The sequence below is a fragment of the Streptomyces sp. NBC_00873 genome (assembly GCF_045207415.1).
Taxonomy (GTDB): domain Bacteria; phylum Actinomycetota; class Actinomycetes; order Streptomycetales; family Streptomycetaceae; genus Streptomyces.
In genome coordinates, this window is sequence record NZ_CP108803.1 from 1,305,178 (window position 1) to 1,331,344 (window position 26,167).

26 protein-coding genes and 3 pseudogenes are annotated in these 26,167 nt (G+C 69.5%); 16 read left to right on the forward strand and 13 right to left on the reverse strand.

The window, feature by feature from the left end:
* Positions 1-165: 165 nt before the first annotated feature.
* The 4 genes and pseudogenes from OH809_RS06150 (at position 166) to OH809_RS06165 (ending at position 4,423) form a co-directional block, all read left to right on the forward strand.
* Positions 166-582, forward strand: a complete 417-nt coding sequence (locus OH809_RS06150) for an SsgA family sporulation/cell division regulator (RefSeq protein ID WP_406423353.1) — start codon at positions 166-168, stop codon at positions 580-582.
* A 390-nt stretch (positions 583-972) separates the two neighbouring features.
* Entirely contained in the window at positions 973-2,604 is a 1,632-nt protein-coding gene (locus OH809_RS06155) for an ABC-F family ATP-binding cassette domain-containing protein (protein ID WP_406423352.1), read from the forward strand.
* Between the two features lie 413 nt (positions 2,605-3,017).
* Positions 3,018-3,263, forward strand: a pseudogene (locus OH809_RS06160) (hypothetical protein); the annotation flags it as partial.
* Positions 3,264-3,448: 185 nt separating this feature from the next.
* Positions 3,449-4,423, forward strand: coding sequence for an acyl-ACP desaturase (locus OH809_RS06165; RefSeq protein WP_406423351.1), 975 nt, complete (start codon positions 3,449-3,451; stop codon positions 4,421-4,423).
* 282 nt (positions 4,424-4,705) lie between these two features.
* On the opposite strand, the gene OH809_RS06170 is transcribed toward OH809_RS06165, so the two are convergent.
* Complete coding sequence (locus OH809_RS06170) at positions 4,706-4,960, reverse strand: WhiB family transcriptional regulator (protein WP_393304751.1); 255 nt, start codon at positions 4,958-4,960, stop codon at positions 4,706-4,708.
* Between the two features lie 72 nt (positions 4,961-5,032).
* The gene (locus OH809_RS06175; protein ID WP_406425348.1) at positions 5,033-5,833 is read right to left on the reverse strand and encodes a VOC family protein; all 801 of its coding nucleotides are present in this window, start codon (positions 5,831-5,833) and stop codon (positions 5,033-5,035) included.
* Positions 5,834-6,111: 278 nt separating this feature from the next.
* Between OH809_RS06175 and OH809_RS06180 the strand changes: the two genes are divergently transcribed.
* Both OH809_RS06180 and OH809_RS06185 read left to right on the forward strand, forming a co-directional pair.
* On the forward strand, positions 6,112-6,975 hold the full coding sequence (locus OH809_RS06180) for a hypothetical protein (protein WP_406423350.1): 864 nt from the start codon (positions 6,112-6,114) through the stop codon (positions 6,973-6,975).
* A 301-nt stretch (positions 6,976-7,276) separates the two neighbouring features.
* Positions 7,277-9,484: a DEAD/DEAH box helicase gene (locus OH809_RS06185; RefSeq protein ID WP_406423349.1), complete on the forward strand. Its 2,208-nt coding sequence runs from the start codon at positions 7,277-7,279 to the stop codon at positions 9,482-9,484.
* Positions 9,485-9,634: 150 nt separating this feature from the next.
* Here the strand turns inward: OH809_RS06185 and OH809_RS06190 are convergent, their stop codons facing one another.
* The gene (locus tag OH809_RS06190) at positions 9,635-10,714 is read right to left on the reverse strand and encodes an ABC transporter permease (protein WP_406423348.1); all 1,080 of its coding nucleotides are present in this window, start codon (positions 10,712-10,714) and stop codon (positions 9,635-9,637) included.
* On the reverse strand, positions 10,711-11,733 hold the full coding sequence (ligD, locus tag OH809_RS06195; protein WP_406423347.1) for a non-homologous end-joining DNA ligase: 1,023 nt from the start codon (positions 11,731-11,733) through the stop codon (positions 10,711-10,713). Before ligD ends, OH809_RS06190 begins: the two co-directional genes overlap by 4 nt.
* Positions 11,734-11,809: 76 nt before the next feature.
* Between ligD and OH809_RS06200 the strand changes: the two genes are divergently transcribed.
* Together OH809_RS06200 and OH809_RS06205 are read left to right on the forward strand one after the other, a co-directional pair.
* Positions 11,810-12,868: an ATP-dependent DNA ligase gene (locus OH809_RS06200; protein ID WP_406423346.1), complete on the forward strand. Its 1,059-nt coding sequence runs from the start codon at positions 11,810-11,812 to the stop codon at positions 12,866-12,868.
* Positions 12,868-13,017 (forward strand): hypothetical protein, encoded by a 150-nt coding sequence (locus tag OH809_RS06205; RefSeq protein WP_406423345.1) that lies wholly within the window; start codon positions 12,868-12,870, stop codon positions 13,015-13,017. The genes OH809_RS06200 and OH809_RS06205 overlap by 1 nt, the downstream gene beginning before the upstream one ends.
* On the opposite strand, the gene OH809_RS06210 is transcribed toward OH809_RS06205, so the two are convergent.
* The 3 genes from OH809_RS06210 to OH809_RS06220 form a co-directional block, all read right to left on the reverse strand.
* A complete protein-coding gene (locus tag OH809_RS06210) occupies positions 13,014-14,042 on the reverse strand; it encodes an MASE1 domain-containing protein (protein ID WP_406423344.1) in 1,029 nt (342 codons plus the stop codon). The two genes, OH809_RS06205 and OH809_RS06210, sit on opposite strands and share 4 nt — an antisense overlap.
* Before the next feature lie 89 nt (positions 14,043-14,131).
* Positions 14,132-14,962: a PP2C family protein-serine/threonine phosphatase gene (locus OH809_RS06215; protein ID WP_406423343.1), complete on the reverse strand. Its 831-nt coding sequence runs from the start codon at positions 14,960-14,962 to the stop codon at positions 14,132-14,134.
* Between the two features lie 307 nt (positions 14,963-15,269).
* Positions 15,270-15,392 carry a hypothetical protein gene (locus OH809_RS06220; RefSeq protein ID WP_406423342.1) on the reverse strand — a complete coding sequence of 41 codons (123 nt, stop codon included), beginning with the start codon at positions 15,390-15,392 and terminating at the stop codon, positions 15,270-15,272.
* A 32-nt stretch (positions 15,393-15,424) separates the two neighbouring features.
* Between OH809_RS06220 and OH809_RS06225 the strand changes: the two are divergent.
* From OH809_RS06225 to OH809_RS06240, 4 genes and pseudogenes are all read left to right on the forward strand, one after another.
* Positions 15,425-15,698 (forward strand): annotated as a pseudogene (locus OH809_RS06225) (helix-turn-helix domain-containing protein); the annotation flags it as partial.
* 234 nt (positions 15,699-15,932) lie between these two features.
* Positions 15,933-16,196, forward strand: a complete 264-nt coding sequence (locus tag OH809_RS06230; RefSeq protein ID WP_406423341.1) for a hypothetical protein — start codon at positions 15,933-15,935, stop codon at positions 16,194-16,196.
* A gap of 40 nt (positions 16,197-16,236) precedes the next feature.
* A pseudogene (locus OH809_RS06235) lies at positions 16,237-16,410 on the forward strand (acyl-CoA dehydrogenase); the annotation flags it as partial.
* Between the two features lie 48 nt (positions 16,411-16,458).
* A complete protein-coding gene (locus tag OH809_RS06240; protein WP_406514913.1) occupies positions 16,459-17,298 on the forward strand; it encodes a hypothetical protein in 840 nt (279 codons plus the stop codon).
* A gap of 820 nt (positions 17,299-18,118) precedes the next feature.
* On the opposite strand, the gene OH809_RS06245 is transcribed toward OH809_RS06240, so the two are convergent.
* On the reverse strand, positions 18,119-18,577 hold the full coding sequence (locus OH809_RS06245; RefSeq protein ID WP_406423339.1) for a YchJ family protein: 459 nt from the start codon (positions 18,575-18,577) through the stop codon (positions 18,119-18,121).
* Between the two features lie 30 nt (positions 18,578-18,607).
* Positions 18,608-19,573 carry a helix-turn-helix domain-containing protein gene (locus OH809_RS06250; protein WP_406423338.1) on the reverse strand — a complete coding sequence of 322 codons (966 nt, stop codon included), beginning with the start codon at positions 19,571-19,573 and terminating at the stop codon, positions 18,608-18,610.
* Between the two features lie 53 nt (positions 19,574-19,626).
* On the opposite strand from OH809_RS06250, the gene OH809_RS06255 reads away from it, so the two are divergent.
* Both OH809_RS06255 and OH809_RS06260 read left to right on the forward strand, forming a co-directional pair.
* Positions 19,627-20,043, forward strand: a complete 417-nt coding sequence (locus tag OH809_RS06255) for a cupin domain-containing protein (protein WP_406423337.1) — start codon at positions 19,627-19,629, stop codon at positions 20,041-20,043.
* Positions 20,044-20,102: 59 nt separating this feature from the next.
* Positions 20,103-21,590, forward strand: a complete 1,488-nt coding sequence (locus OH809_RS06260) for a membrane-associated oxidoreductase (protein ID WP_406423336.1) — start codon at positions 20,103-20,105, stop codon at positions 21,588-21,590.
* Between the two features lie 21 nt (positions 21,591-21,611).
* On the opposite strand, the gene OH809_RS06265 is transcribed toward OH809_RS06260, so the two are convergent.
* The 3 genes from OH809_RS06265 to OH809_RS06275 form a co-directional block, all read right to left on the reverse strand.
* Positions 21,612-22,415 (reverse strand): SAM-dependent methyltransferase, encoded by an 804-nt coding sequence (locus tag OH809_RS06265; protein ID WP_406423335.1) that lies wholly within the window; start codon positions 22,413-22,415, stop codon positions 21,612-21,614.
* Between the two features lie 68 nt (positions 22,416-22,483).
* Positions 22,484-22,726, reverse strand: a complete 243-nt coding sequence (locus OH809_RS06270; RefSeq protein ID WP_406423334.1) for a DUF397 domain-containing protein — start codon at positions 22,724-22,726, stop codon at positions 22,484-22,486.
* Positions 22,727-22,729: 3 nt separating this feature from the next.
* Positions 22,730-23,590 (reverse strand): helix-turn-helix domain-containing protein, encoded by an 861-nt coding sequence (locus tag OH809_RS06275; protein ID WP_406423333.1) that lies wholly within the window; start codon positions 23,588-23,590, stop codon positions 22,730-22,732.
* 204 nt (positions 23,591-23,794) lie between these two features.
* On the opposite strand from OH809_RS06275, the gene OH809_RS06280 reads away from it, so the two are divergent.
* A complete protein-coding gene (locus OH809_RS06280) occupies positions 23,795-24,253 on the forward strand; it encodes an ATP-binding protein (RefSeq protein ID WP_406423332.1) in 459 nt (152 codons plus the stop codon).
* On the forward strand, positions 24,247-24,690 hold the full coding sequence (locus OH809_RS06285) for a hypothetical protein (protein WP_406423331.1): 444 nt from the start codon (positions 24,247-24,249) through the stop codon (positions 24,688-24,690). Before OH809_RS06280 ends, OH809_RS06285 begins: the two co-directional genes overlap by 7 nt.
* Positions 24,691-24,719: 29 nt before the next feature.
* On the opposite strand, the gene OH809_RS06290 is transcribed toward OH809_RS06285, so the two are convergent.
* Positions 24,720-26,066: a 6-phospho-beta-glucosidase gene (locus OH809_RS06290; RefSeq protein WP_406423330.1), complete on the reverse strand. Its 1,347-nt coding sequence runs from the start codon at positions 26,064-26,066 to the stop codon at positions 24,720-24,722.
* Positions 26,067-26,167: the final 101 nt, after the last annotated feature.

Sequence of the window (26,167 nt, forward strand, 5' to 3'; positions counted from 1 at the left end):
CGGCAGTACGCCGTCCAGAGTGCGCCGCCGCTATGCGAGCACGTGCATCGAAGGGAGTGCGGTGCGGTGACGCAGCTCACCCCCTCGCCCGAGCACGGATCGGGAAGTTCCGTCGTCTCTGCCAGTGCCGGGAACCGTTCTTCTGGCCGCAAGAGGGAGCAGGTCTTGTCCAGCGTTATCGAGCAGTCCGTGCAGGCCCGCATGGTCGCATCCGCGCCGCGGATGGAGACCGTTCCCGCCACCTTGCAGTACGACCGCAGGGATCCGTTCGCCGTGCGCATGGCCTTCCCTGCCCCGGCAACCCTGGAGGGCATTGAGGTGTCCTGGGAGTTCTCGCGCGAACTGCTGGCGGCAGGAATGGAAGAACCGGCCGGGATCGGGGACGTACGGATCAGGCCGTTCGGCTACGACCGTACGGTCCTGGAGTTCCATGCCGCCGAGGGCGTAGCCATGGTGCATGTCCACACGGCGGAGCTGCGTCGCTTCCTCGGGCGCGCCGAGGAGCTGGTCCCGTCGGGGCAGGAGCACCGGTTCCTGGATCTCGACCGGCGTCTGACGGACCTGCTCGGCGGAGCGTGCTGAGCCCGGTCAGTCCTTCTTCACGGCGTTGACCTCCACCAGGTTCCGGCCGTCGCAGTACATCACCGCGCCGGACTTCACGGCGGCAAAGGCAAAAATCGTTTGCCGGGGCGCGAGGTCCCGTCCTACCGTTTGTGACGTCCTTGTTGTCGTCGGATCGGAGAAGGACGTTGCTCGTCTGAGGTCGTGAGACACCGTGTTGCGCGCCGTGTCCGGACAGTGCATGCCCGTTCAGGTCTGTCATGTCTGTCATGTCTGCGCGCCCGAGTGTGACCTCAGCTCTTCGAGCCGTCCTCCGCAACCGGGGCTCCTCCTTGGCCATGGCCGTGGAACACCCGTGACCGGTGTCTCGCCCGTTGCCCCTCTGCCCTTCCTCGCAACCGGGAGATCCGTATGTCTACCCCCATGACTCATATCGCCTGTTCGTCGCTCTCCTTCGCCTGGCCCGACGGCAGTGAGGTCTTCAACGACTTCCAGCTGGCCGTGGGCCCCGGCAGGACCGGTCTCATCGGCCTCAACGGCTGTGGAAAGTCAACCCTGTTGCGGCTGATCGCGGGTGAACTCACCCCCACCGATGGCCATATCCGGACCCGGGGCGAGATCGGGTATCTCCCGCAGAATCTGGTCCTGGACACGGCGCTGCGGGTCGATGCGGCCCTGGGCATCGCCGGTACCCGGGCCGCTCTGCACGCCATCGAGGCGGGTGACGTCCGCGAGGAGCAGTTCGCAGCCGTCGGTGACGACTGGGACGTGGAGGAGCGCGCCCGCGCGACGCTCGATCAGCTCGGCCTCGGTCACATCGGGCTCGACCGCACGATCGGCGAGATGTCGGGCGGCGAGTGCGTGCTGCTGCGCCTGGCCGCGCTGTTGTTGGCCCGCCCCGGGGTGCTGCTGCTCGACGAGCCCACGAACAATCTGGATCTGTACGCGCGCAGGCGGCTGTACGAGGCGGTCGACGCCTGGGCGGGTGTCCTGGTCGTCGTCAGCCATGACCGTGAACTCCTGGAACGGGTCGACCAGATCGCGGATCTGCGGGACGGATCGGTCACCTGGTACGGCGGGAATCTCTCGGAGTACGAGGAGGCGCTCGCCGTCGAGCAGGAGGCGGCCGAGCGCATGGTGCGGGTTGCGGAGGCCGACGTGCAGCGACAGAAGCGTGAACTGGCAGAAGCCCAGGTCAAGTTGGCTCGACGCAAGCGCTACGGACAGAAGATGTCGGACAACAAGCGTGAGCCGAAGATCGTCATGGGCAACCGCAAGCGGGCCGCCCAGGAGTCGGCCGGCAAGCATCGCCTGATGCACGCCGGGAGACTGGCCGAGGCGAAGGAGCGCCTCGACGACGCCGTCGAGGCGGTGCGGGACGACGACGAGATCAGGGTCGAGCTGCCGCACACCAAGGTGCATCCGGGCCAGGGTGTGCTCGTCCTGCGCGATCTGGAACTCGCGTACGGGGCACGGGTGAGCGGCGGGTTCGAGTTGCGGGGCCCTGAGCGGATCGCGCTGGTGGGCCGTAACGGCGCCGGCAAGACGACGCTGTTGCGGACGATCGCCGGTGAGCTGGCACCGGTGTCCGGCGAGGCGGCACCCCAATTGCCGCTGGGGTTTCTGCCGCAGCGTCTGGATCTGCTCGATGACGGACTGAGCGTGGTGGAGAACGTGGCGCGATTCGCACCGAATGCCACGGACAACCGGATCAGGGCGAGGCTGGCACACTTCCTGTTCAAGGGGGCTCGGGCGGACCGGCCCGTGGGGACACTGTCGGGCGGGGAACGATTCCGTGCGGCACTGGCGGCGCTGCTGCTGGCCGAACCGGCACCGCAGCTGCTGATGCTGGACGAGCCGACGAACAATCTGGACATGGCGAGCGTGCGCCGGCTGACGGCGGCTTTGGAGTCGTACGAGGGAGCGCTGATCGTGGCGAGCCACGATGTGCCGTTCCTGGAATCGCTCGGCATCACGCGCTGGCTGCTGCTGGACGGCGAACTGCGTGACACCACGGCCGAGGAGGTGGCCGCGGAGCTCTGAGCCGCGGGGGACGCGGGGTGGATCCCGTGCCCCCTGTGCCACTGTTGCTCCGAGTACGCCGACAGCCCCGAGCACCCGCCACCGGGGGCCGTCCCCACCCCACGCCGAAAACTGTAGGGAGCGTCTCAGATTGGCTTGGGTTTCCTGGGTGATCCTGGTGTTGCGGGATCGCCCGGGAGATGACCCGGTTGCCCCCGGGTGGGGGTGGTGTGGGCATGGCGGTGGAAGCCTGCCCCGAGTCGTGCCCCGTCCGGCTGGGCACCGATCCGCTGCCAGGCGGCGTTGTCCCGCCCGGTGCTGTACCCGCACGCGGGGTTCGGGCAGGTGGCCCACGCCCACCCCGACGTGCGGTCGTCGGGCGCCTTGTGGTGGCGGAACGCGGTCAGGTCGATGCGCGCGCTGATCCGCTCCCCGTGGAGGCGCAGCCGGTCGGCCTTGGCGAGGACAAAGCCCTGGTCCGCCGCCCCGGCCCGCGTCTCGCCGAGGATCTCGTCACCCATGTCGAGCGCACCCCCGTCGATGTCCGCCTCGCCGTCGAGCAGTCGGAGCGGTATGTCGCCGTCCTCGGCGAGTACGGATGGGAGACGGTCGAGGCGCAGCCGTCGGACGGATACCCGGACAGTGTGTTCGTCGAGGACACCGTGGTGATGTTCCGGCATCAGCGAGTTCGAGAAGTTGGAAGGGTGCGTGACCTGCCTCTCGGTGCGCCTGCGTGACCTGCAGACATAACGGTACGTAGTCGGACTTCGTGTGGACGGGTTTGGCGGGGGCCTTACTCCCGCTTTAACCTACGGTCTCGTAACCTACGAAGCCGTAGGTACTTCTCCCGTCCCCAGGAGCCCCCGTGACGATCACCTCTCCCCACCTCGGCAGTTCACAGGCGTGGACCGACGCCCAACTGCTGTATGCCCTGGAAGAAGTGGTGGAGAAGGAGCTCGACCGCCATCTCAAGGTCGCCAAGGACTGGATGCCCCACGAGTACGTCCCCTTCTCGGACGGCCGGAACTTCCCCGGCATCTTCGAGGACGGCGAGGCGTGGCAGGCCGACCAGTCCAAGGTCACCGACATCGGCAAGATCGCACTGGTCGTGAACCTGCTGACCGAGGACAACCTCCCCAGCTACCACCACGAGATCGCCTCCCTCTTCGGCCGTGACGGCGCCTGGGGCACCTGGGTGCACCGCTGGACGGCGGAGGAGGGCCGGCACGGCATCGTGATGCGCGACTACCTGCTCACCTCGCGCGCCGTCGACCCGGACAAGCTGGAGCAGTTCCGCATGGCGCACATGGCGGAGGGCTTCGAGTCCGACAACCGGCACTCGATGCTGCACTCCGTGGCGTACGTCGCCTTCCAGGAACTCGCGACCCGCGTCTCGCACCGCAACACCGGCCATCAGTCGGGCGACCCTGTCTGCGACCGGATGCTGGCCCGGATCGCCACCGACGAGAACCTGCACATGGTCTTCTACCGCAACCTGCTCGGCGCGGCCTTCGAGCTCGCCCCGGACCTGACGATGCAGGCCGTGCGTGACGTCGTGGTCAACTTCCGGATGCCCGGTCACGGCATGCCCGGCTTCGAGCGGGCCGCAGCGCAGATGGCGATCGGCGAGATCTACAACATGCGGATCCACCACGACGACGTGATCCAGCCCGTGCTGCGCTACCTGAAGGTCCTCGACATCGACGGGCTCGGCCCGGACGGGCTGAAGGCGCAGGAAGAGCTGGGGCTCTACATGGGCGGACTGGACAGCCAGGCGGCCCAGTTCGACGAGAAGCTGGCCGCGCGCAAGGCGCGGATGGCCGCCCGCGCGAACGCCTGACCCGCCGCCCGCCCGACGGCCCACGAGCCCGCTCACTCGTGGGCCGTCGCCTCTTCGTGACGCGGCATCACACACACATCGGGACCGCGACGGTACCGAGGCGTCGACCACCCACAGTTCCGGCACGCCGCGCACCCGCAGCCGGGGGCCTGTGACCCAGCTCACGGCCGTCGATGACCGGTTGCTCCACCGTGCCGCAGTCCCAGTCGCAGGCGGTCTTGAGGAGCTTCGGGAAGGCGGCCGGAATCCGGAGGGCCGAATTCTGGGGCTTACCGGGAAAGTTCAGGCCCGGTCGCGCTCAACTCTGCGCAGCCGCTCCCGCTCCTTCTCCGACAGTCCGCCCCAGACGCCGAACCGTTCGTCGTTTTCGAGGGCGTACTCCAGGCAGGCCACCCGGCCCTCGCAGGCGTTGCACAGCTGCTTCGCCTCGCGTGTGGAGCTGCCGGGGGCAGGGAAGAAGAACTCGGGTCCCGCTTGCGCGCAGAGCGCCGTCTCCTGCCAGGCGAGTGCGGGGTCGGTCACGGTGTTGATCAGCATGGCGCACACAATGCCCGGTCGCGATAAACGACTGCTCAACGCCGCATCAATGCGGGGCCGTACGCCCTCCGGTCAGCTTTCCGACGTATCCGAGCTCTTGATCACGGCGAACTGCGCCCCGTACGGATCGGCGACGTTGGCGAACTTGCCCACGCCTTCCATCTCCATCGGCTCCAGCGTCAGCTTGCCGCCCAGCCGCTCGACGTCCGCGACCGTGGCGTCGCAGTCGTCGACCTCGAAGTACGGCAGCCAGTGCGGTCCCAGAACGCCCTGGGTCGCAACGGCGTCGAGAGGTACGAGCCCGCCGAAGTCGGCATGCTCGCCGCCGCCCTCGGTACGGATCAGAGTGTAGGACCCACCGCCGCCGGGATACGCCACCTGTTGGGTCTCCCACCCGAAGACCATGCCGTAGAACGCGGCGGCCGCGGGCACGTCCGGGGTGTACAGCTCGGTCCAGCAGAGCGAGCCCGGCAGGCCCACCACGCCCAGGCCGGTGTTCCTTCTCGGCTGCCAGGTCCCGAAGTACGCGCCGCCCCGGTCCGTGAAGCCGCCCATCCGACCGAAGTCGAGGACATCCATCGGCTGGAAGGGCACCGCGCCGCCGGCCTGCTCGACCGCCTTGGCGGTGGCATCGACATCGGGCGTCTGGAAGTACACCGACCAGGACGACTTCGCCTGCTCCCGGGTGACGGTCATGGCGCCCGCGACCGATTTTCCGTCCAGCATGAACATCCCGTACCCACCGGTCTCGGGGCCGCCGGGGACGAAGTCCCAGCCGAAGAGGCCCCGGTAAAAGGTGGTGACCCGGTCGAGGTCGGGCGTGCCGAGATCGAGCCAGTTGGGGGATCCGGTGACAAAACCGGTGGTGAGCATGGTGCGCTCCTTCAGCGAGTCCCGCGTGTGCACTGCAGGGGTTTCTCCTGACCATCCGAGTCTTGCACCGGGCACTGACAACCGCAGACTGCGCAACGCGGGAAACCATTGCGCCTCGGCTCGGTCCTCATGGATGATCGGCGCATGACCACCAGAAAGGCTCATGCCTCGTAGGCGCCCCCTGCTCCGCCCCTCGGCCCACGCGCCGCCGGCACCTGCGCATGTCCGCAGCCGCCCGGTTCACGTTCCGCGTTCCCGCTTTCCTGCCGAGGAGCACCATGGAGTCCACACCTCTGACCCCGTACGCCCGTCTGCCGCACACCTATCGGGGTCTGCACATGATGAGCAGCACCGTCGACGCGTACGGCCGCGCGCACTGGCTGCTGCGCGAGCACATCCCCGTGCATGCCACGTCCGATCCGTACGAAGCCACGATGGTCACCGCGGACGACGGCCGTGTGCACGAGACACACCTCAGCGCGGTGCAGTTGTACCGCCCCGCCTTCGACGCGCTCCCGGACGGCGGATTCGTACTTGCGGAATTCCGCAGCACCATCGACAGGCAGCACGTGCAGGTCTTCGACGCGCTGGGACGGTCGTCCTGGACGTTCCGGATGGGCGACGGCATCGAGCACCTGATCGCCGACGAGGCGGGTGATCTATGGGTGGGCTATTTCGATGAGGGGGTCTACGGCGATGATCCACTCAGCCATCCCGGTCTGCGCCGCTGGAGCAGCACCGGCGAGCCGCTCTGGTCGTTCCGCCCCGGCCCCGGGCTCATCGACATGTCGGACTGCGTGGCGCTGAACGTCGACGGCGGGACTGCCTGGGCCTGCCCGTACACGCACTACCCGCTGATCGAGGTGGGCGGCGACGGGACCGTACACGTGCGCCCCACATCGGTGCGCCGTGTGCACGGTCTCGCGGTGAACGGCGAACGGGTCGTATTCCTGACCGGCAACGGAACGCTGGAACACGGCCGGATCACCCAGACGGCTGTCGAGCCGGAAGAGCGCAGGACGCTGCTGGCCCGGCCGGACGGCGGCGTGCTGAAGCGGAACACAGTGGTCTGCCGTGGCTCCCGTATCTATGTGCGGGAGCGCAAGGGCACCGACTGGTCGGTGTTCGACCTCGGCCAGTAGGACCGCCGCAGCCTGCTGGACGGCGCCGGTCCTGCGTGGTTCGCCCTGGCGGTACGGGCGACGCCTGAGGTGATCACGGAGGCGCGCACCGAGTGGTTCCTGGCGCAGGCGCGGTCCTGCGCCAGGACGCTGGATGCCTTGCTGCTGTCCCCGGCCGAACGCCGTCCGCCCGCGTCCTGACCGTACACCGGGGCTCTTGCTCCGCCGGGCCTGCACTGTCATCGGCCCATGGCACGATATGCCTCACTCGGGCAGCTGCCGGGCAAGGCGGCAGCGGGGCTGCGCGGACAGAGGTACGTACATGACAGAGGCCGGGGAGACCGGTACCGGGGCGAGGGACACCGGGGCGCCGACGGGGAAGGCAGCCCGGGAGCTGATCGCAGAAGCCGAACGGCTGCTCGACGCGGCGCGTGTCGTGCTGGCCGACCACACCCGCGCGACCGACGCCATACACGCCGCTCTCACCCCGATCCTCGACTTCCTGATCCACCGTGAGCTGGCCGCGATCCCGGTATCCCGGCTCAAGGACGTCACCGAGGGCCGCCTGCGCCTCGGCGCGGTCGAGCAGGCCGGCTACACGACGGTCGGTCAGGTCCATGAGGCCAATCGGTACGAGCTCCGCCAGATCCCCGGCGTCGGTGCGCAGACTGCCGATCAGGCGCTCGCCGCCGCGGGCCAGATCGCGCACGCGGTCCGGAACACGGTCGCCGTCCGGATCGACGTGGCGGCGCCGGACGAGTCCACGACCGCCCTGGTCATGGCGTTGCACCGACTGGTCGAGGCCGGTCCGGACGTCCGGCGTGCCGTGGACGCGGCCCGGTGGCTCGTCGGGCGGCTGGAGCCGCTGCTCACCGAGGCCGGACCGGCCCGCGCGCGGTTGCGCATGCTGTTCGCCGGGCGGCAGGCCCGTACGGCGGCGCTCACTGCCGTCGCCTCTGTCCGGACCGTGGTCGCGGAGGCGACGGATCGCGGGCTTCCGCTGCTGTTCGGGCAGGTGTCGGTCGATCTGCTGCGGGCCCCGGAGTCGGACCTCGCGGCGTGGGTCGACTTCGAGCTGCGGTCCGCCGAGTACTACAGCCTGCTCGCCGAGATGTCGGGCACGCGGCCCGACCAGGACGCCGCCGAGGGGTTCCTTCCGTCGGGGATCGCGGACCGGGTGCGCGGGCTGCGGCTCGACGATGCGCATCTGCGGGTCTCCCTGCGGGGCTACCAGTCGTTCGGTGCGCGCTTCGCGCTCGCGCAGAAGCGGGTGATCCTCGGCGACGAGATGGGGCTCGGGAAGACCGTGCAGGCGATCGCCGCGCTCGCGCACCTCTCGGCGCGGGGCGAGACGCACTTCCTGGTGGTCTGCCCGGCGAGCGTGCTGATCAACTGGGCGCGGGAGCTCCGGGCCCGGTCCACCCTGCGGGTGCTGCCGGTGCACGGCCCCGAGCGACAGGAGGCGTTCGCCGATTGGGGCGAGCGCGGCGGGGTCGCCCTCACCACCTTCGACGCCCTGCACACCCTCCCGGCCGCCCGGGACGGCGGGAAGCGGCCCGGCATGCTGGTCGTCGACGAGGCGCACTACGTCAAGAACCCCGCCACCCGCCGCTCGCGCGCGGTCTCCGGCTGGGCGGGGCGCACCGAACGGGTGCTGTTCCTGACCGGTACGCCGATGGAGAACCGGGTCGAGGAGTTCCGCAGCCTGGTCCGTCATCTCCAGCCCGAACTGGCACCGTCGATCAGGACCACCCACGGGGTCGCCGGTTCGCACGCCTTCCGCCGCGCCGTCGCGCCCGCCTATCTGCGGCGCAACCAGGAGGATGTGCTGACCGAACTCCCGGCGCTGGTGCAGGTCGACGAGTGGGAGGAGTTCAGCGAGGCGGATCTCGACGCCTACCGGGAAGCGGTCGCCGCCGGACAGTTCATGCGGATGCGCCGGGCCGCGTACGCCCGGCCGGAGACCTCCGCGAAGCTGAACCGGCTGCGCGAGCTGGTCACGGAGGCCGCCGGCAACGGGCTCAAGGTCGTCGTGTTCTCCTACTTCCGCGAGGTACTCACCACGGTCCGGGAGGCCCTGGGCAACGGGGTGTTCGGGCCGGTCTCCGGCAACGTCCCGGCCGCCCGTCGGCAGGGGCTGATCGACGAGTTCAGCACGGTGGACGGCCACGCCGTCCTGCTGAGCCAGATCCAGGCCGGTGGCGTCGGGCTGAACATGCAGGCCGCGTCGGTTGTCATCCTCTGCGAGCCGCAGATCAAACCGACGATGGAGCACCAGGCCGTGGCCCGCGCCCACCGGATGGGGCAGATACGCACGGTCCAGGTGCACCGGCTGCTCGCGACGGACAGCGTCGACCAGCGGATGCTGGACATTCTGGCCCGCAAGGAGCGGCTGTTCGACGCCTACGCGCGGCGCAGCGACGTCGCCGAGACGACGCCGGACGCCGTGGACGTGTCGGACGGGAGCCTGGCCAGGCGCATCGTCGAGGAGGAACAGCTGCGTCTGGCGACGGGGCCGACGGAACCCTGACCGGGTTCTGTCGGCCCAGGCGGCGACGACCCGGGCACCGACGGCCGCAGGTTCTCCTCCGGCTACATCGGACTCCAGGTCCACAGCACCACTGACGTGGTCTCGTACCGCGACATCCGGATCAAGGAGCTTTAGACCGGCCATGGAAGGTCAGGAGGCCGTGGCCGCATGCTGAGGCATGTGGTCACGGCCTCCGGGGTGCCGGTGGCGCCATACCCAGAACACCGTGCAGGAGACCAGTGACCAGCCGGCGAGCACCAGGTAGGGGAAGATCCGCTGGTGCCCCTGGTAGTAGACGGCGGCGTGCTGGGCGTTGACCGAAGCGCCCGGGGGGAGCCAGCGGCCGATGAAGCCCAGCACCGACGGCAGCAGCGGCCAGGACACCGCACCGCCGGAGGACGGGTTGCCGAGCAGCACCATCAGTCCCCAGGTGGGGATCATCGCCCAGCGGCCCATCAGGGTGTTGAACATGGTGAAGACCATGCCCGTGGTGAACATCGTGAAGGCGAGGATCATCCACGACTGGACGAACGGCAGATCGACGGAGCCGAGCAGCCAGTCCACCACGGCGGCGATCGCGAAGCCGCCGAGCAGCGCGTACGCGACGGTGAAACCGATCCGCTCCAGCGGGTTCAGCCCCTTGGCGTGCACGCTCAGCTGGATGGCGCCGACGAAGCCGATGACCACCGCGGCGAGCGAGATGTAGAAGAGAGCAAGGCCACGGGGATCACCCCGTTGCAGTGGTTTCACATCGGTGACCTTCACCGGCACATGGGTCGCTTCCGCCACCTTCAGTGCGGACTCGGCGAGCAGCTGGGCGACCGAGGCTCCGGAGGCGCTCGCGACATCCAGGGCGAGCCCGCCGTTCGCGGACCGCAGGACGGCGAAGACCTTCTGCTCCTCCAGCGCGGTGCGGGCCTCGGCTTGGGTGGCGTACTCGTGCAGCACCAGCGAGGTGTCGAGCGTGACCTCCAGCCGGTCGAGGAAGAACTTGTCGCGCGGAGTGCCGAGATCGCCGACCGCGGCCGCCGGGATGTTGCGCGGAGTCGGGTTGGCCATCGCGTACGTGTAGGAGCCGGCGAAGAGACCGGCCGCGGCCGCGATGATGAACATCAGTACGACGGCGGGCAGATACGGGGACTCCTTGAACGCCGCCCAGCTGTCACCGCGGGTCCGGGGGCGGGCGTGTTCCCCGTACGGCGTGACGGGCTCCAGATCGGGCGCGCTCATGCCTCCCCGTTCTCGTCGTGCCGGGCGCGGCTCGGCTGAACCCGCTTGGGTTCGCCGGGCATCTTCGGGTACTCCGGCGGGTAGGGCATGTCACCGAGCCCGCGCTCCCGCTCGTCCCGGTCCGCCAGTTCCAGCAGCCGGTCGAGCCGGAAGGCGTGGTCGTCCATGTCCGCGTGCACGTCGCCGACCTCCGCGTACCGCTTCGGCATGGTGCGGATGTCGAAGTCTCGCGGCTCGGCGTCGTCGATCTCGTCCCAGCGCAGTGGTGCGGAGACCGGAGCATGCGGCCGGGGCCGCACGGAGTAGGCGGAGGCGATCGTCCGGTCGCGCGCGGTCTGATTGAAGTCGACGAAGATGCGTTCGCCGCGCTCCTCCTTCCACCACGCGGTGGTCACCCGGTCCGGCATCCGGCGTTCGAGTTCGCGGCCGGCCGCGATGGCCGCGCGACGGACCTCGGTGAAGGTCCAGCGGGGTTCGACGGGGACGAAGACGTGGATGCCGCGGTCGCCGGAGGTCTTGGGCCAGCCGCGCAGACCGTGGTCGTCGAGGACGGCGCGCAGCTCATGGGCGGCGGTGACCGCGTCGGCGTAGTCCGTGCCGGGCTGCGGGTCGAGGTCGATGCGGAGCTCGTCCGGGTGGTCGGTGTCGGCCCTCCGTACCGGCCAGGGGTGGAAGGTGAGCGTGCCGAGGTTGGCCGCCCACAGGACGGCGGCGAGTTCGGTGGGGCAGATCTCGTCGGCCGGCCGGCCGCTGGGGAAGGTGATGCGGGCGGTGGGGATCCAGTCGGGGAGGTTCTTCGGGGCGCGCTTCTGGTAGAAGAAGTCGCCGTCGACACCGTCGACGAAGCGCTGGAGTGTGGTCGGCCGGTCGCGCAGGGCGCGCGTGATTCCTGCGCCCACGGAGAGGAAGTACTCGGCGACGTCCCTCTTCGTGTAGCCCTTCTGCGGGAAGTACACCTTGTCGGGGCTGGACAGCCGTACTGCCCGTCCGTCTGCATCCAACTCCACCGCTGCGCCCATGGGGGCCACGGTAGGCCGGGCCCACATATGCCGCATATCGGGAGCCGCGTCGAGGTATCCGAGCAAGAATCGGTTCATGGACCTGCCGGTGATGCCGCCCGTGAAGCCGATGCTCGCCAGGTCCGTGTCCCGGATCCCGCCGGGCATGCAGTACGAGGCCAAGTGGGACGGCTTCCGGGCGATCGTGCACCGCGACGGCGACGAGGTGGTGATCGGCAGCCGCACCGGCAAGCCGCTCACCCGGTACTTCCCCGAGCTGGTCACCGCGGTCCGGGAGAATCTTCCGCCGCGCTGTGTGATCGACGGCGAGATCGTCGTCGCGTACGACGGGAAACTGGACTTCGACCGGCTCAGCGAACGCATCCATCCGGCCGATTCACGGGTGCGGCTGCTCGCCGAGCAGACCCCGGCCAGTCTGGTCGTCTTCGACATCCTCGCGGTGGGCGACGACTCGCTGCTCTCCACCCGGCAGGCGGACCGCCGAGCCGTGCTGGAAGCGGCGCTGTCCGGTGCCTCGGCCCCCGTCCATCTCGCCCCCGCGACCACCGACCCGGCCGTCGCCCAGGAGTGGTTCGAACGGTACGAGGGTGCCGGGCTCGACGGTGTCGTCGCCAAGCCGCTGGATCTGCCGTACCGCCCGGACGTCCGCGTCATGTACAAGATCAAGCACGAGCGGACCGCCGACTGTGTGGTGGCGGGGTACCGCTTCCACAAGAGCGGCCCGGTCGTCGGCTCGATGCTGCTCGGTCTGTACGACTCCGAAGGCGTCCTGCAGCACGTCGGGGTCTGCGCGGCATTCTCGATGAAGCGCCGCGAGGAGCTGGCCGCCGAGCTGGAGCCGTTGCGGACGGAGTTCGCCGACCATCCGTGGGCGGCGTGGGCGGATGCCGCCGCCCACGAAACCGCCCGCTTGCCCGGTACACCGAGCCGCTGGTCCGGGAAGAAGGACCAGTCATGGGTGGCGCTGCGTCCGGAGCGGGTGTGCGAAGTCGGTTACGACCACATGGAGGGCGACCGGTTCCGGCACACGGCCCAGTTTCGCCGGTGGCGGCCGGACCGTACCCCCGGGAGCTGTACCTACGCACAGCTGGAAGAAGTGGTGCGGTACGACCTGGCCGAGGTGCTGTCCCGCTGATGTCGCGCCCGACAGGGTGGCGCAGGAGTCCGCAATACCGGTTCCTGGGCGGCGCGCTCGTCGCCGACTCCACGCAGATCCCCGGTGGGCTGCTCTGCCTGATGTCCACCGGGGCGCGTACGGAGAGGGCGCCGGCCGGGCACCCCTAACGATCGTCGGCGCGGCCGTCCGGGTCGTCGGGGTCGTCGGGGTCGTCGGACGTCAGCCACTGGTCGGTGACCGGGTGGTCCGGCATGGCCGCCACTATGTCGGTGAGCCGCCCGCAGAGCCGCTTGATCTCGTCGTGGGTGCGGTTCCGCTCGGTGATGACCGCCGCGAGCAGCAGCGCGGTCAGTGCAGTGGTGCCGTTGAAGGCCTGGAGCGTGACCATATTGATGAAGAGCTCCTTATGGGCGAACGGACCGGCCCCACGACCGGCGGCCAGAATCGCCAGCAAGGAGACTCCGAGCGCACACGACGCGGCGCCGGCGCGTTCGAATCGGAACGCGGCCCAGATCAGGAACGGGAAGACGAGGAAGAGCAGGGAGGCACTGCTGCTGCCCGTCGCCAGGAGCGTGACCGCAAGGGTGCCGAGCAACAGGGCCGCCACTTCGGCCCACCGCCGGAGTGCCACACCGCGTGGCCACCACGCCTCGCGAAGGACGAGCAGAAACGGTGCGACGACCAGCACGCCCATGGCGTCGCCCGTCCACCACACCGACCACGTGGGCCAGAAATCTCCTGGGCTCAGGGCGCCGGACAGCACCAGCACGCTGCTGCCCACGGTCGCGCTGATGAGCATCCCGCCCAGGGCACCGACGAAGACCAGCTCCAGCGCGTCGCGCAGCCGGTCCAGATCGTTGTGGAACCCCGCACGCCGCAGCATCAGGTAGGAGCAGACCGGTGCGAGCGTGTTTCCCGCCATGATGACCAGAGCGGTGAGAGCCGTCGGTCCGATGCACACGTTCGCAAGAAAGGCTCCGATCGCAATGCCCGGCCAGACGCGGAGCCCGAAGACGAGCAGACCGGCCAGGGCAATGCCCGTAGGGGGCCAGAGCGGCGTGACCTGTCCGCGCACCAATTGTTCGACGAGACCCAGCTGGGCGGCCCCGTAGTAGGCGGCTGCGACAGCGAGGACCAGGAGAGTCGCGGCGCCCTTGCGCCGAAGCTCCGGATTGGTCAGCACGGCAGTCATCGGACACCACCTGGAAGGGCTCTACCGGCCAGGACGGGCCGGGAGCCACCTCGGTCGTTGCAGCGCGGAGCATGCGGCGCGGGCCATGGCTACCCCCGGCCGGGGAGGCCGGCATATCGGACGACAAGGACTGCGGCATCGTCGCAGTGGCCCGTCAGATCGGCCACCTTCACCACTTCACGAGCCAGGTCGTCGGGGTCGCCGTCGTAACCACTGCAGACCAGCCGTACCACCTCCTCCAGCCCCTTCTCGATCGGGCAGGCCGGTCCTTCCACCACCCCATCGGTGACCATGACCAACGATCCCGGCTCCGTCAGCCATCGTCGCGTCACCGGATAGACCTCCCCGGGGAGTATGCCGAGCGGCGGGCCGCCACTGTCGAGGACGATGCCGAAGTGACTGGCGGACGTGGCCCAGACCATCGGGATGTGGCCTGCGCGGGCAATGGCGAGCGCGCCGCTGAGCGGGTCGAAGGTCAGAAAGCAGCAGGTCGCGAAAAGGCCGCAGCCCATGGAAATGAGCAGATCATTGGCGCGGCTCAGTACCTCGCCCGGATCGGTCGTGGCGCAGGCGAGGGCCCTCAGGCTTGTGCGGGCCTGCCCCATGAAGGCAATGGCTTCCACGTCGTGACCCTGCACGTCACCGATGGCGATCCCGACCGCCCCGTTCGTCATCGGAAAGGCGTCGTACCAGTCGCCCCCGACATCGAGACCGTCATGCGAAGGGGTGTAACGGGCCGCGATGGCCAGGTGGGGCAGCTGCGGAAGCTGGGGCGGGAGCAGGTGGCGCTGCAATGCCTCGGCCAGTTCCGCACGCGCCCGCTGGATCCTGAGCCGCTCCAGCGCCTGGTCGACAAGACGCCCGAGGGTGAGCAGGGCTTCCTGGGCGCTGTCGGCATGGGTGGTTCGGTGTCGGCGCATGGCCCCTCCGGGGGCGTTCCTACATGACCCGTTTACCACCTTAGTTCTCTTCGTACCGGGGGGCCGGACTACCGGCTGACGGTGCAGGGACCCTCGAGCGGCATGGGGTCACCGCTGTTGATGCGACTCCTCCGACGTAGGCGGATTACTCAAACCCGGATCCGGTCCTGCCGATGCTGAGGAACCGTCGCCGACGACGACGCCATCGTCGACGGGCGTCACAACTTCGTGCCAGGCATCGTCGGCATGGTCGACGGGCAGGGGGTAGAGGCAGGTCCCCGGGGAGAGCCGCGTTTGCCGGGTTTGATCACGGGATGCCGTGGAGGGTGAGGGCGGCTGCGGGGCGGGTGTGCGCGCGCCGGCCGCTGGCGGTGTTGGCCCATCCGGCTCGGTGGAGGGTCGCGCGGGCCAGGTCGCGCAGGGCGCTCATGACAGCGGGGGTGCGGTGGCGGCGGACCTGGCCCGGCCCTCCTCGACCAGCTCGCCCGGCGCGAACTCGCGCCCATCGCGGAGATCAGCGTCAACCGGCGCGAGGCGGCTGATCGAGACGTTGCGGATCCGGCTCGAAACCCGCGGTACCGCAGCCCAGATGGGCGAGCTGCTCGACGTACACCCGCAGACGGTCCGTTACCGGATGCGCAATCTGGAGACGATCTTCGGCGAGCAACTCGTCGATCCCGAGTCGCGGTTCTCGACCGAGGCAGTGCTGCGTGCGATGCAGCTGCGCGCCCGCAGCGACGACGCGCCGCTCCGATCGGCGCAGCGCGGATTCCGACCGAGCACATACCTCACACGAAGTCAACTTACTTACACGTAAGGAGAAATAGCCGATCACTCTCAAACGGTTGCCAGACGGAGACGTTCTCCATGACAAACCCGGAACTGATTCCCGTTACATAAGGAGGAGTCGACCGCCCACCCGGCGGCCGCGGAGCACCACCTCCTGGTCAACCATCCGAGAGGGCCCCCCATGACCGCCTCACACCTCCTCGTTCCCGTGCCGATCCCGGACCGGGTCGCCGAACTGATCGGGTCCTGCATCCCGCCGCACATCGTGCAGGCAGAGTTCGACGCCGAGTGCGCCGCCCGCGAGGTCCGCAGGTTCCGCGGCCCGCGGCTCTGCGTCGAGGACCAGGCGGACCGCGAGCAGGCCCTGTCCGAACTGGCACAGGCCAACAAGGTCCTGGCCGCCCACCATCCCCGGCTGGCGGTGCGCCCCGGCAGCTCCTGGTGACTCACCCGCATCCGACCCGACGGTCGCTGCCTCTTGGGTCTCCGGCCGCACCATCAAGAAGCTCGGGCTCCGCGCCTCGCACACGACGAACGTCCTCCTCAACGGCATGCGCATACCTGGGCACTGTCTGCTCGGCGGCAAGGAGAAGCTCGACGCGCGCCTCGCCCGCGCCCGCGAGGGTTCGAACGCCAAGGGGCAGGCGACGATGGCGACCTAAGGTTATTGATCCGCTGTCCGCCCCCGCACCCCCTGGGAGAACCTCATGCCTGCCGGTCCGCGCCCGTCCGTCCTCTTCGTCACCGACCTCGCGTACCAGGCGCGCGGCCGCCGCTACTGCGACGAGGACATCTTTCTGACCTCGCGGCTGCGCGAGGAATTCGATGTCGCACTCTGTCATCCGCGCGACGCGGCGGCACTGCTCGACGGCTTCGACACCGTCGTTGTCCGCAACAGCGGTCCGGTGCTGCACCACCAGGAGGCGTACGACGCGTTCTGCGCCCGTGCCCGCGAGCGGAAGGTGCCGGTGTACAACCCGCTGACCGGCCGCGGCGACATGGCGGGCAAGCAGTATCTGGTCGATCTGAGCGCAGCGAAGTACCCGGTGATCGCGACAGTGGACCGGGCGGGCGATCTGGGGCTGCTGCCCGGGGCGGCTGAGTATGTGATCAAGCCGAAGCTGGGCGCGGACTCGGTCGGGCTGCGCTTCGTCACGCCGGACGAGCTCGCGGCCGAGGTGGGCGGCGAGCCGGACGGCACCGTGCTCATCCAGCCGAGGATCGACTTCCGCTACGAGGTGTCCTTCTTCTTCATCGACCGCGAGTTCCAGTACGCGCTCTACGCACCGCACCCCGAGCAGCGCTGGGTACTGGAACCGTACGAGCCGACGACGGCGGATCTGGACTTTGCCCGCCGGTTCGTGGAGTGGAACGACCTCGCACACGGCATCCAGCGCGTCGACGCGTGCCGGACGGCGGACGGTGAGCTGCTGCTCGTCGAGCTGGAGAACCTCAATCCGTATCTCTCACTGGACCGGGTGACGGACGAGGTGCGGGAGGTGTTCGTCGCCCGGATGAAGACGTCGGTACGGTCGCTGCTGCGCTGACCCGCCCGGTCGTCCCCCGCATGCGGGCCCGGACCGTCTCCGGCGCCCGGACGGAGTGGGTCGAGGAGCAGCGCCGGATCACAACGGCGCCCGGCCCGACAGCTGGGCGTCATCCGCACCGATTTCGCGCTGCCCGACCGGCACGGCGCGTCACACGAGGCGGACACCCGGTAGCCATCACCTCTCCGTCCCTTCTGCGGGGAGTAGAAGTTGAACTTTCAAGCGTTACTTGCAGGCTTAGCTGGTGTGTGAAACTTCAAGCAACTTCTTTTCGCCGTCACGATGACTTCCTGAACTTCACCCCTGATCCCGGCGGTCTGCCGCCTGGCCCTACGGCCGTACCGGAGTCGGGCGAGACGGTCACGTTGACGCCCTACAGCGAGGACAACCGTGCAGGACGGACTCCCGTGCCGCCGCCCACCGCGGGGCGAGTTCTTCGAGCAGCTCGCCGAAATGTGCGCGGGAGACCCCGGACAGGGCAGGATGGGTACAGGCCGTACGGGCCCAGGCCAGTCTCACAACTCACCCAACCCGTACGGCCCTTCTCATGTCACGGCCGAACCGAGTCCGTATTCCCCCCAAGGCCGTGAGGCGCAGGACCGGCCCGGTGGACTGGCTGATGCTCACCCCGCCCGCACTGATGGGATCCGACGAGGACAGGACGGGGCGCTACCGGATCGGTGGTGAGGGCGTGCCCGCGACTCCGTCGGCGCATCTGTCGTATGCGGATCCCGCGGTGGCGCTGGTGGACGAGGCCGAGAAGCCGACGCTCCACCGCACGCGGGTGTCCGTCTTCAACCGAGCCGGGCACGGGCAGCCGTCAGTCGATGAAGACCGCCGTCGCGTAGACCCAGGCACCCTCGTGGCGGACGAACCGACTCTTCTCACGGAGCGAGTCCGGTCGGCCGTGGTCCATGTAGTGGGCGCGGAAGGTGACCGTGCCCGTGGTGTGGAACGCGCTGCCGTCCGTCGTCTCCAGGATCTCCAGGCGCACCCAGCGCATGCCGGCATCGAAGTCGAGGACGGGCGGCCGGGTGTCCGGGTGCCAGGTGCGGAGGAGATACACCGCGTCGCGGACGACGAAGGCGGCGTACCGCGAACGCATCAGCGCCTCGCAGGTCGGCGCGGCGGCCGTCCCTGCGTGAAACCTTCCGCAGCAGTCCGCGTACGTGGCGGGCAGGCCGCACGGGCACGGCGAAGCCGGAGTGATCGCGGTCTCCGGGGCAGTCCGGGTACTTGCGGCGGAGGACTGCCGGGGACGTGTACTGCGTCGGGACATGCGTCCATTGTGACCTGCGGCGGGACCGGGTCAGTGCGTCAGGGTGAACCTGCGCCGGTACTCGGTGGGGGTGAGCCCGGTACGGCGGCGCAGCTGGGCCCGCAAGTTCGTCGCCGTACCGAGTCCGCTGGCACGGGCGACCACATCGAGGCGCTCCTTGCCGCGCTCCAGCAGCCGGCAGGCCAGGGTGATCCGCCGCTCGGTCAGCCAGGCGAGCGGCGTCGTGGCCAGCTGGGCGCGGAAGCGGCGGTGCAGGGTGGCGGGGCTGACGGCGGCGCGGGCGGCGAGGCCGGTCACCGTGAGCTCCGTCCCGAGGCGCTCCTCCGCCCAGGCGAGCAGCGGGCCCAGCGAGGTGTCGGGGACCTCGGGCAGCGGGTGCTCGACGAACTGGCGCTGGCCGCCGTCGCGGTGGACCGCGAAGACGAGCCGGCGGCTGACGGCGGCCGCGATCTCCGCGCCGTGATCGCTCCGGACGATGTGGAGGCCCGTATCGAGGGCGGCGGCGCTGCCCGCCGCAGTGATCACCTGCCCGTCGTCGACGAACAGCACATCGGGGTCGAGTCGGACCTGCGGGAAGCGGGCGGTGAAGGCGTCGGTCCAGCTCCAGTGGGTGGTGGCCCGGCGCCCGTCCAGCACACCGGCGGCGGCGAGCGTGAACGTGCCCGTACAGAAGCTGACCAGTCGGGCGCCCCGGTCGGCGGCGTGTCGGATCGCGTCGAGGACGGCCGGGGCGGGGTCGGCTTCCGGGTCTGGGCGGTTCGGCACGATGACGGTGTCGGCCCGGTCGACGGCTTCGAGTCCGGCGACCCCGCTGAGCTGGAAGAAACCGTGGTGCATCCGCACGGTCGGGGTCTCGGCGCAGAGCGCGAAGTCGTACCAGGGCACGGGCAGCTCGGGGCGGCGCAGCCCGAAGAGTTCGGTGGCCACGCCCATCTCGAAGGGGTTGGAACCGGCCGAGACGATCATCACGACCCGATGCGAGGATTCTTGCGCCATATGCGATTCATAGCACTCACCCTTCGTGGGGCCCAGCGCCGAGGATGGGAACCATGAGCGAAGACACGACGAAGGCCGGCCCGGACCCCATCCTGCTGAGCGAGGCCCTCGCGACGTTCGAAACCCTGTGGAGCCCGCGGATCGTGACCCGCGTCAACGACTACGACGTACGGGTCGCCAAGGTCCGGGGCGAGCATGTCTGGCACGTCCATGACGACACCGACGAGTTCTTCCTCGTCCTCGACGGCACGCTGGACATCGTCCTGCGCGAGGACGGCGGAGAGCGCACGGTCACGCTCGACCGGGGCGCGGTGTTCGTCGTCCCGCGCTCCACCTGGCACAAGCCGTTCTCGGCGGACGGCGCCTCGCTGCTGCTGTTCGAGCCGTCCGGTACGTCGACGGTGGGCGACCGGCACGACGACGTACCGGGGCATGTCGACGCGACGACCGGGCACGCTCTGGGCGGCTGAACGCAAGGCGGGACAGTGGGGGTTGACACTCTGTCGGGCTGCGGGCCAGAGTCCCGCCGATGGAGATCTCCGAGCTTACCGCCGCCGAGCGCCGTGTCCGGGACGCCTTCCCGCGCGGCACAGCCGTCGATTTCCGTACGGGGGTGGCGGCCGAGGACGATCCGGAGACCGGAGACAGCTGGGGTCCTGAGCGCACGGTACGTGCCGAGGTGCTCAGGGCGCTGCTGGTCGGCGGCCCGCAGGAGGACGGGCAGGTGCCTGCGCTGCGGGTGCTGGGCGCACGGATCACCGGCGCTCTGAACATCCGGTACGCGACCACGGAGTGCGCGGTCGCGCTGTCCGGATGCCGGTTCGAGCAGGCTCCGAACCTGTACGGCGCGCGGCTGCGACAGCTGGCGCTGAGCGGTTCGGTCCTGCCGGGACTGACCGCGGCGACCGTCCACATCGACGGCGTGCTGCGACTCACCGACTGCCGGATCTCCGGCCCGGTCCGGCTCGGTGGTTCGAAGATCGCCCAGGCCCTGTTCTTCGACCGGACCCAAATCGGAGTGAACGCGGACGGTACGACCGCGCCCAACGGCGAGGCGGTGCTGCAGCTGAATCACGCGGTCGTCGAGGACGACTTGTGGTGGCCCGGTCTCGTCGTGCACGGCGAGACCCGGCTCGGCGGCGCCGCCGTCACCGGGCAGATCCGGCTCGACGACGCCCACCTGCGCAACCCCGGGGCGACCGCACTGCATGCCGAGAATCTCGGCGTCGGCTCCGACCTGCACGGGATGCGGATCCGGGTCCAGGGGCGGGTCGATCTGCGCGGCGCCCGGATACCGGGGCAGCTCAACCTCGCGTACGCCCGGCTGTCCAACCCGGGCGGCGTGGCGCTCCGCGCCAGCGGTAGCACGATCGGCGAACTCTGGCTCCGGGAGGCCGCCCCGATCGACGGCAGAGTGAATCTGCGCCGGGCGAAGGCCGATCTCATCCATGCCACCCCGTCGGTCTGGCCGGAGCAGATTCGGCTCGACGGGCTCACGTACACCACGCTCCTCCCCCATCTGCCCGCCGAGCGGCGGCTTCCGCTGCTCGAACGGGAGGAGGAGGGCTATGTGCCGTACGCGTACGAGCAGCTGACGCAGGCGTACCGGCGGATCGGCGACGACGACGCCGCGCGCACGGTACTCCTCGCCAAGCAGCGCAGACACCGCGCCACCCTGCCCGCGTACGCACGGCTGTGGGGGCATCTCCAGGATGTCACCGTCGGGTACGGCTTCCGGCCGGTGCGGGCCGCCGCCTGGCTCTTCTCGCTGCTGCTGGCCGGGTCGCTGATGTACGCGCTGCATCATCCGAGCCCGCTGAAGGTGGACGAGGCTCCGCCGTTCAGTCCGTTCGTCTACACACTGGACCTGCTTCTGCCGATCGTCGACTTCGGGCAGGAGCGGGCGTTCAATCCACAGGGCTGGTACCAGTGGCTGTCGTACCTCCTCATCGCGACCGGGTGGCTGCTCGCGACGACGATCGCCGCGGGCATCACCCGTTCGGTCAGCAGGCAGTGAGCATGCAGGTGACGGCCCGGGTCAGGGCTTGCGGGCCACGCCCGCGTAGCCGGGAATCGGCTCGGCGCCCGGTACGTCGATGACCTCGCCGAGCTCCGGGTGCCAGTCGGCGGAGAGCGAGACGCCCGGCTCCACGAGTTCGAGTCCCGCGAAGAACGCGGTGAGTTCGGCGCGCGAGCGCGGACGCAGCGTCATCCCGCGGGCCCTGTACATGGCCGACGCCTGCGCCGCACCCTCAGGGTTGAAGTCCCCGGTGGTGTGCGAGAGCACCAGGTAGCTGCCCGAGGGGAGCTTCTCCACCAGCCGGTCGACGAGCTCGGCGGCACCGTCCTCGTCGTCGAGGAAGTGCAGCAGGGCCAGCAGGGACAGCGCGATCGGCTTGCTGAAGTCGAGTACCTTGCCCGCCTGTTCGAGGATGGTCTCCGGTTCGCGGGCGTCGGCCTGGATGTACTCGGTGGCGCCCTCGGGGGTGGAGCGCAGCAGGGCCGCCGCGTGCGCGAGGACGATCGGGTCGTTGTCGCAGTAGACGATGCGCGCGTCCGGGGCCGTCTGCTGGGCGATCTGGTGGAGGTTCGGCTCGGTGGGGATGCCGGTGCCGATATCGAGGAACTGGCGTACGCCCTGGTCGGCGAGCCAGCGCGTGGCGCGGTGCATGAACGCCCGGTTGACCCGGGCCATGTCACGGCCGCGGGCGTCGAGGGCCAGGAGCTGCTGCGCCATCTGTTCGTCGACCGGATAGTTGTCCTTGCCCCCGAGGAACCAGTCGTACATCCGGGCAGGATGCGGCTTACTGGTGTCGATCTCCATGGGCTCATGCCCGGTCATGGCGCGCTCCTGGGGTCCGTGGATCGGCGAACTGAGAGGGAGTATGGCAAGGACGGACGCCGGACGCGTCAGATTCCGGTAAGGAGGAAGTCCGCCTGGCCGGCCTTGGCTCCCTGGATGAAGGCGGCGATCTCGCGGTGGGTGTAGATCAGGGCGGGGCCGTCGGGATCCGCGGACTGGCGTACAGCGACTCTGCCGTCGGCCAGCTTCATGGCCTCGACACAGTTGCCGCCGTTCCCCCCGCTCCACGGCTTGTACCAGCCTTCGGAGCCGAGTTCGGCGGCCGGCATGCCGTTGTATATGGGGTCCATCGGTCACAGCTCCTTGCGGAAGTCCCGGAGGATTTCCTTCGTGCGTTGTGCAGTTGCGGACTGAGCCGCCATGCGGTCCATGACTTCGAGGTAGGAGGCCACCTCGGGGCGCGCGTCGAAGTAGACGGCGCCGGTCAGGTACTCGCTGTACACCATGTCGGGCAGTTCGGGGACGCCGAAGCGGAAGAGGACGAACGGGCCGTAGGTGCCCGGGTGGTGACCGGTCGCGAACTCCGCGATCTGCAGTGTCACACGGGGCATCTCGGTGACGCCCAGCAGCCGGTCGATCTGCGCGCGCATGACGTCGACGCTGCCGACGGGACGGCGCAGGACCGTCTCGTCCATCACCACCCACAGCTTCGGGGCATCCGGCCGCGTCAGCAGGGACTGCCGCTCCATCCGCAGCGCCACATGGCGCTCGATGTCCTCGGGCCGGGTCTGGCCGACGGCGCCGCTACGCATCACCGACCGGGCGTAGTCCTCGGTCTGCAGGAGTCCGGGGACGAAGTGCGGTTCGTACATACGCAGGAGGCTCGCTGCGCCCTCCAGGCTGACGTACATGCTGAACCAGTCGGGCAGGACGTCGTGGAACCGCTGCCACCAGCCGGGCTTGTTGGCCTCCTCGGCCAGCTCGACGAAGGATTCGGCCTCCTCGTCGGTGATCCCGTAGGCCTTCAGGAGCAGTTGCACATAGGGGATCTTGAGCGCGACCTCGGCGGTCTCCATCCTGCGTATCGTCGCGGGAGCGACCCGGAGCACCTTGGCAGCCTGGTCACGGCTCAGGCCGACGCGCTCCCGCAGATCCTGCAGACGCTTGCCGAGAACGACCTGACCCACGGTCGGGGCGGACCGCGGTTCGCTCACTTCAGACCTCCCGATGCTGTTTGCGAGCAGTGTGCCATGCATATGCCGTCAAAGACACGGCCACTCTGAAATTTTCAGAGTGCCCCTTGCCAAGTGTTCACGACAGGGGGAGAGTTGGTGAGTGAACCAGTTCACGTAGTCATGCCCGCCCTCATGCCCTGGGATGCGAGGCGTGACGAAGCCCCCCACTGTGAGGAATCGGTCGTGGCACCTGGCAGTGCGCTCATCCCCCGGCTCATCGACCTCAGCCCCGGGACGGAAGCGCTCCGATACTGCTTCGCGCTCCCTGCGCACCCGGAGTCGGTGGCCGGTGCACGGCGGCTGACACGGACCCGGCTGGACGAGTGGCAGCTGGACACGGAGGCGCACGACGCGGCGATCCTGATCGTGTCGGAACTGGTCACCAACGCGGTGGTGCACACCGTGAGCGCGCGCGTCGTGTGCGAGCTGCGCTGTCTCGAGAGACGGCTGCGCATAGCCGTGCAGGACCAGGGGTACCAGCCGGGCGGCCCGAAGCTGTGCCGCACTGCCGACGACGAGCACGGACGCGGCCTGCTACTCGTCGACGCGCTGAGCAGCGCCTGGGGATCCCGTGACGCGGGCGACGGATCGGGCCGGATCGTCTGGGCAGAACTGCCGCACGGCACGGAGCGGTCATGTTGAGGAACGCGGTGTCCCATCTGCTCGGATCGCGCCTCTCCCGCGAGTCCTCGCTGCCCGGCTCCGGGGGTGGCCTCGTGCAGCTGCCGCTGCCTCCCGCGCTGTCGGCGAGCCTGGGCTGCGACGCGGTGGGCGTGCCTGCCGGGTACGGTTTCCGGCTCATGTCCCATCTGCCGCGCACCGGCTGCGTCTTCGCGGACGCCGACCGCTGGTGGTGGATCGTACCGGCAGGCTCGGACCTCGATCTGGACTGGCCGTCGCAGGTCGCGTACGCCAGGGGTGCATGCGTCCCCGCCGTGCGGCCGCGGCTGATCCACGCACCCGACAGCCTCACGCCGTACACCCCGCCCATTCCGCTCTTCCTGATGGTGTGCCAGGTCACGGGTGTGACGCCGTCCTGGGCGGCGTCCGGTGGTTCGCACGCGGTACCCGCCGGCTGATCCGGCCGGTACAGCCGAGGGGCCGGGCCTCAAGGCCGGTTCAGGTAGGCGAGTCCGGGATGGACCTTCGTGTACCCGTCGACCAGCCGGCGGGCGACCGAGACCGAGTCGACGAGGGGGTGCAGTGCGAAGGCCTGCACGGCGGTCGCGCGTGAGCCGCTCGCGGCCGCTTCCAGGACGGCGCGTTCGACGGCCTTGACCGCGGTGACCAGTCCGACGGCGTGGTACGGGAGGGGGTCGACGCTGACGGGACGGGCACCGTTCGCGTCGACGAGGCACGGCACTTCGATGACGGCGTCGGCGTCGAGCACGGAGAGCGTGGTGCGGTTACGGACATTGAGGATGAGCGAGGTCCGTTCGTCACGCGCGACGGCCCGCATGAGTGCGAGGGCGACCTGCTCGTACCCACCGGACTCCAGATCGCTCTCGTCGCGCTCGCCGACCCCGGCGACCTCCCTGTTCTCCGACATATAGGTGGCCTCGCGCTCGACGCGGGTCCGGTCCCAGGCCGGGAAGGCAGGAGCGGCCGGGTCCTTCATCCGGGCGTAGAAGCCCTCCTGCTGATCGCGGAGGAAGGCGCCACGGGTCTGTTCCGCATCCTGGTAGGCGCGGACGGCTTCCCGGTTGAAGTAGTAGTAGTGCAGGTACTCGTTGGGGATCGCACCGAGTGACTGCAGCCAGTCGGTGCCGAAGAGCCTTCCCTCCTCGAACGAGCCGAGCAGGTGCGGGTCGGCGAGCAGGCGCGGCAGTTCGTCGCGGCCGTCGACGTGCAGCCCGCGGACCCAGCCCAGGTGGTTGAGGCCGGCATAGTCGATCCGGGACCGCTCGGGGTCGACGCCGAGAGTCCGGGCGATCCGGCGGCCCAGGCCCACCGGGGAGTCGCAGATGCCGATGACCCGGGCGCCGAGGTGCCGGGACATCGCCTCAGTGACCAGACCCGCCGGGTTGGTGAAGTTGATGATCCAGGCATCCGAGGCGAGCCGGGCGATGCGCCGGGCGAGGTCGACGGCGACGGGGACGGTGCGCAGTCCGTATGCGATGCCGCCCGCGCCGACCGTCTCCTGCCCGAGCACGCCTTCGTCGAGGGCCACCCTTTCGTCGGCGGCACGGCCTTCGAGACCGCCGACCCGGATGGCGGAGAAGATGAAGTCGGCGCCGCGCAGTGCCTCGTCGAGCTCGGTCGTGGCAAGGACGGCGGGTGCGTCCGGCACCCCTTCGGCCTGATCGGCGAGGACCCGGGCAATGGCGGTGAGCCGGTCGGCGTCCGTGTCGTACAGGGTGACGGCGGTGACACGGCCCTCGGCATGGTCGGCGAGCAGCGCCCCGTACACGAGTGGGACCCGGAATCCGCCGCCGCCCAGAATTGTCAGCTTCACGCTTCCGCATGGTACGGGGGACCTTGTGCGCGCGCCGTGTCCGCCACCACGGCAGCGGCGCGCAGACCGGTGGCCCGTAGCCAGGGGCCCCGGGCCACCGG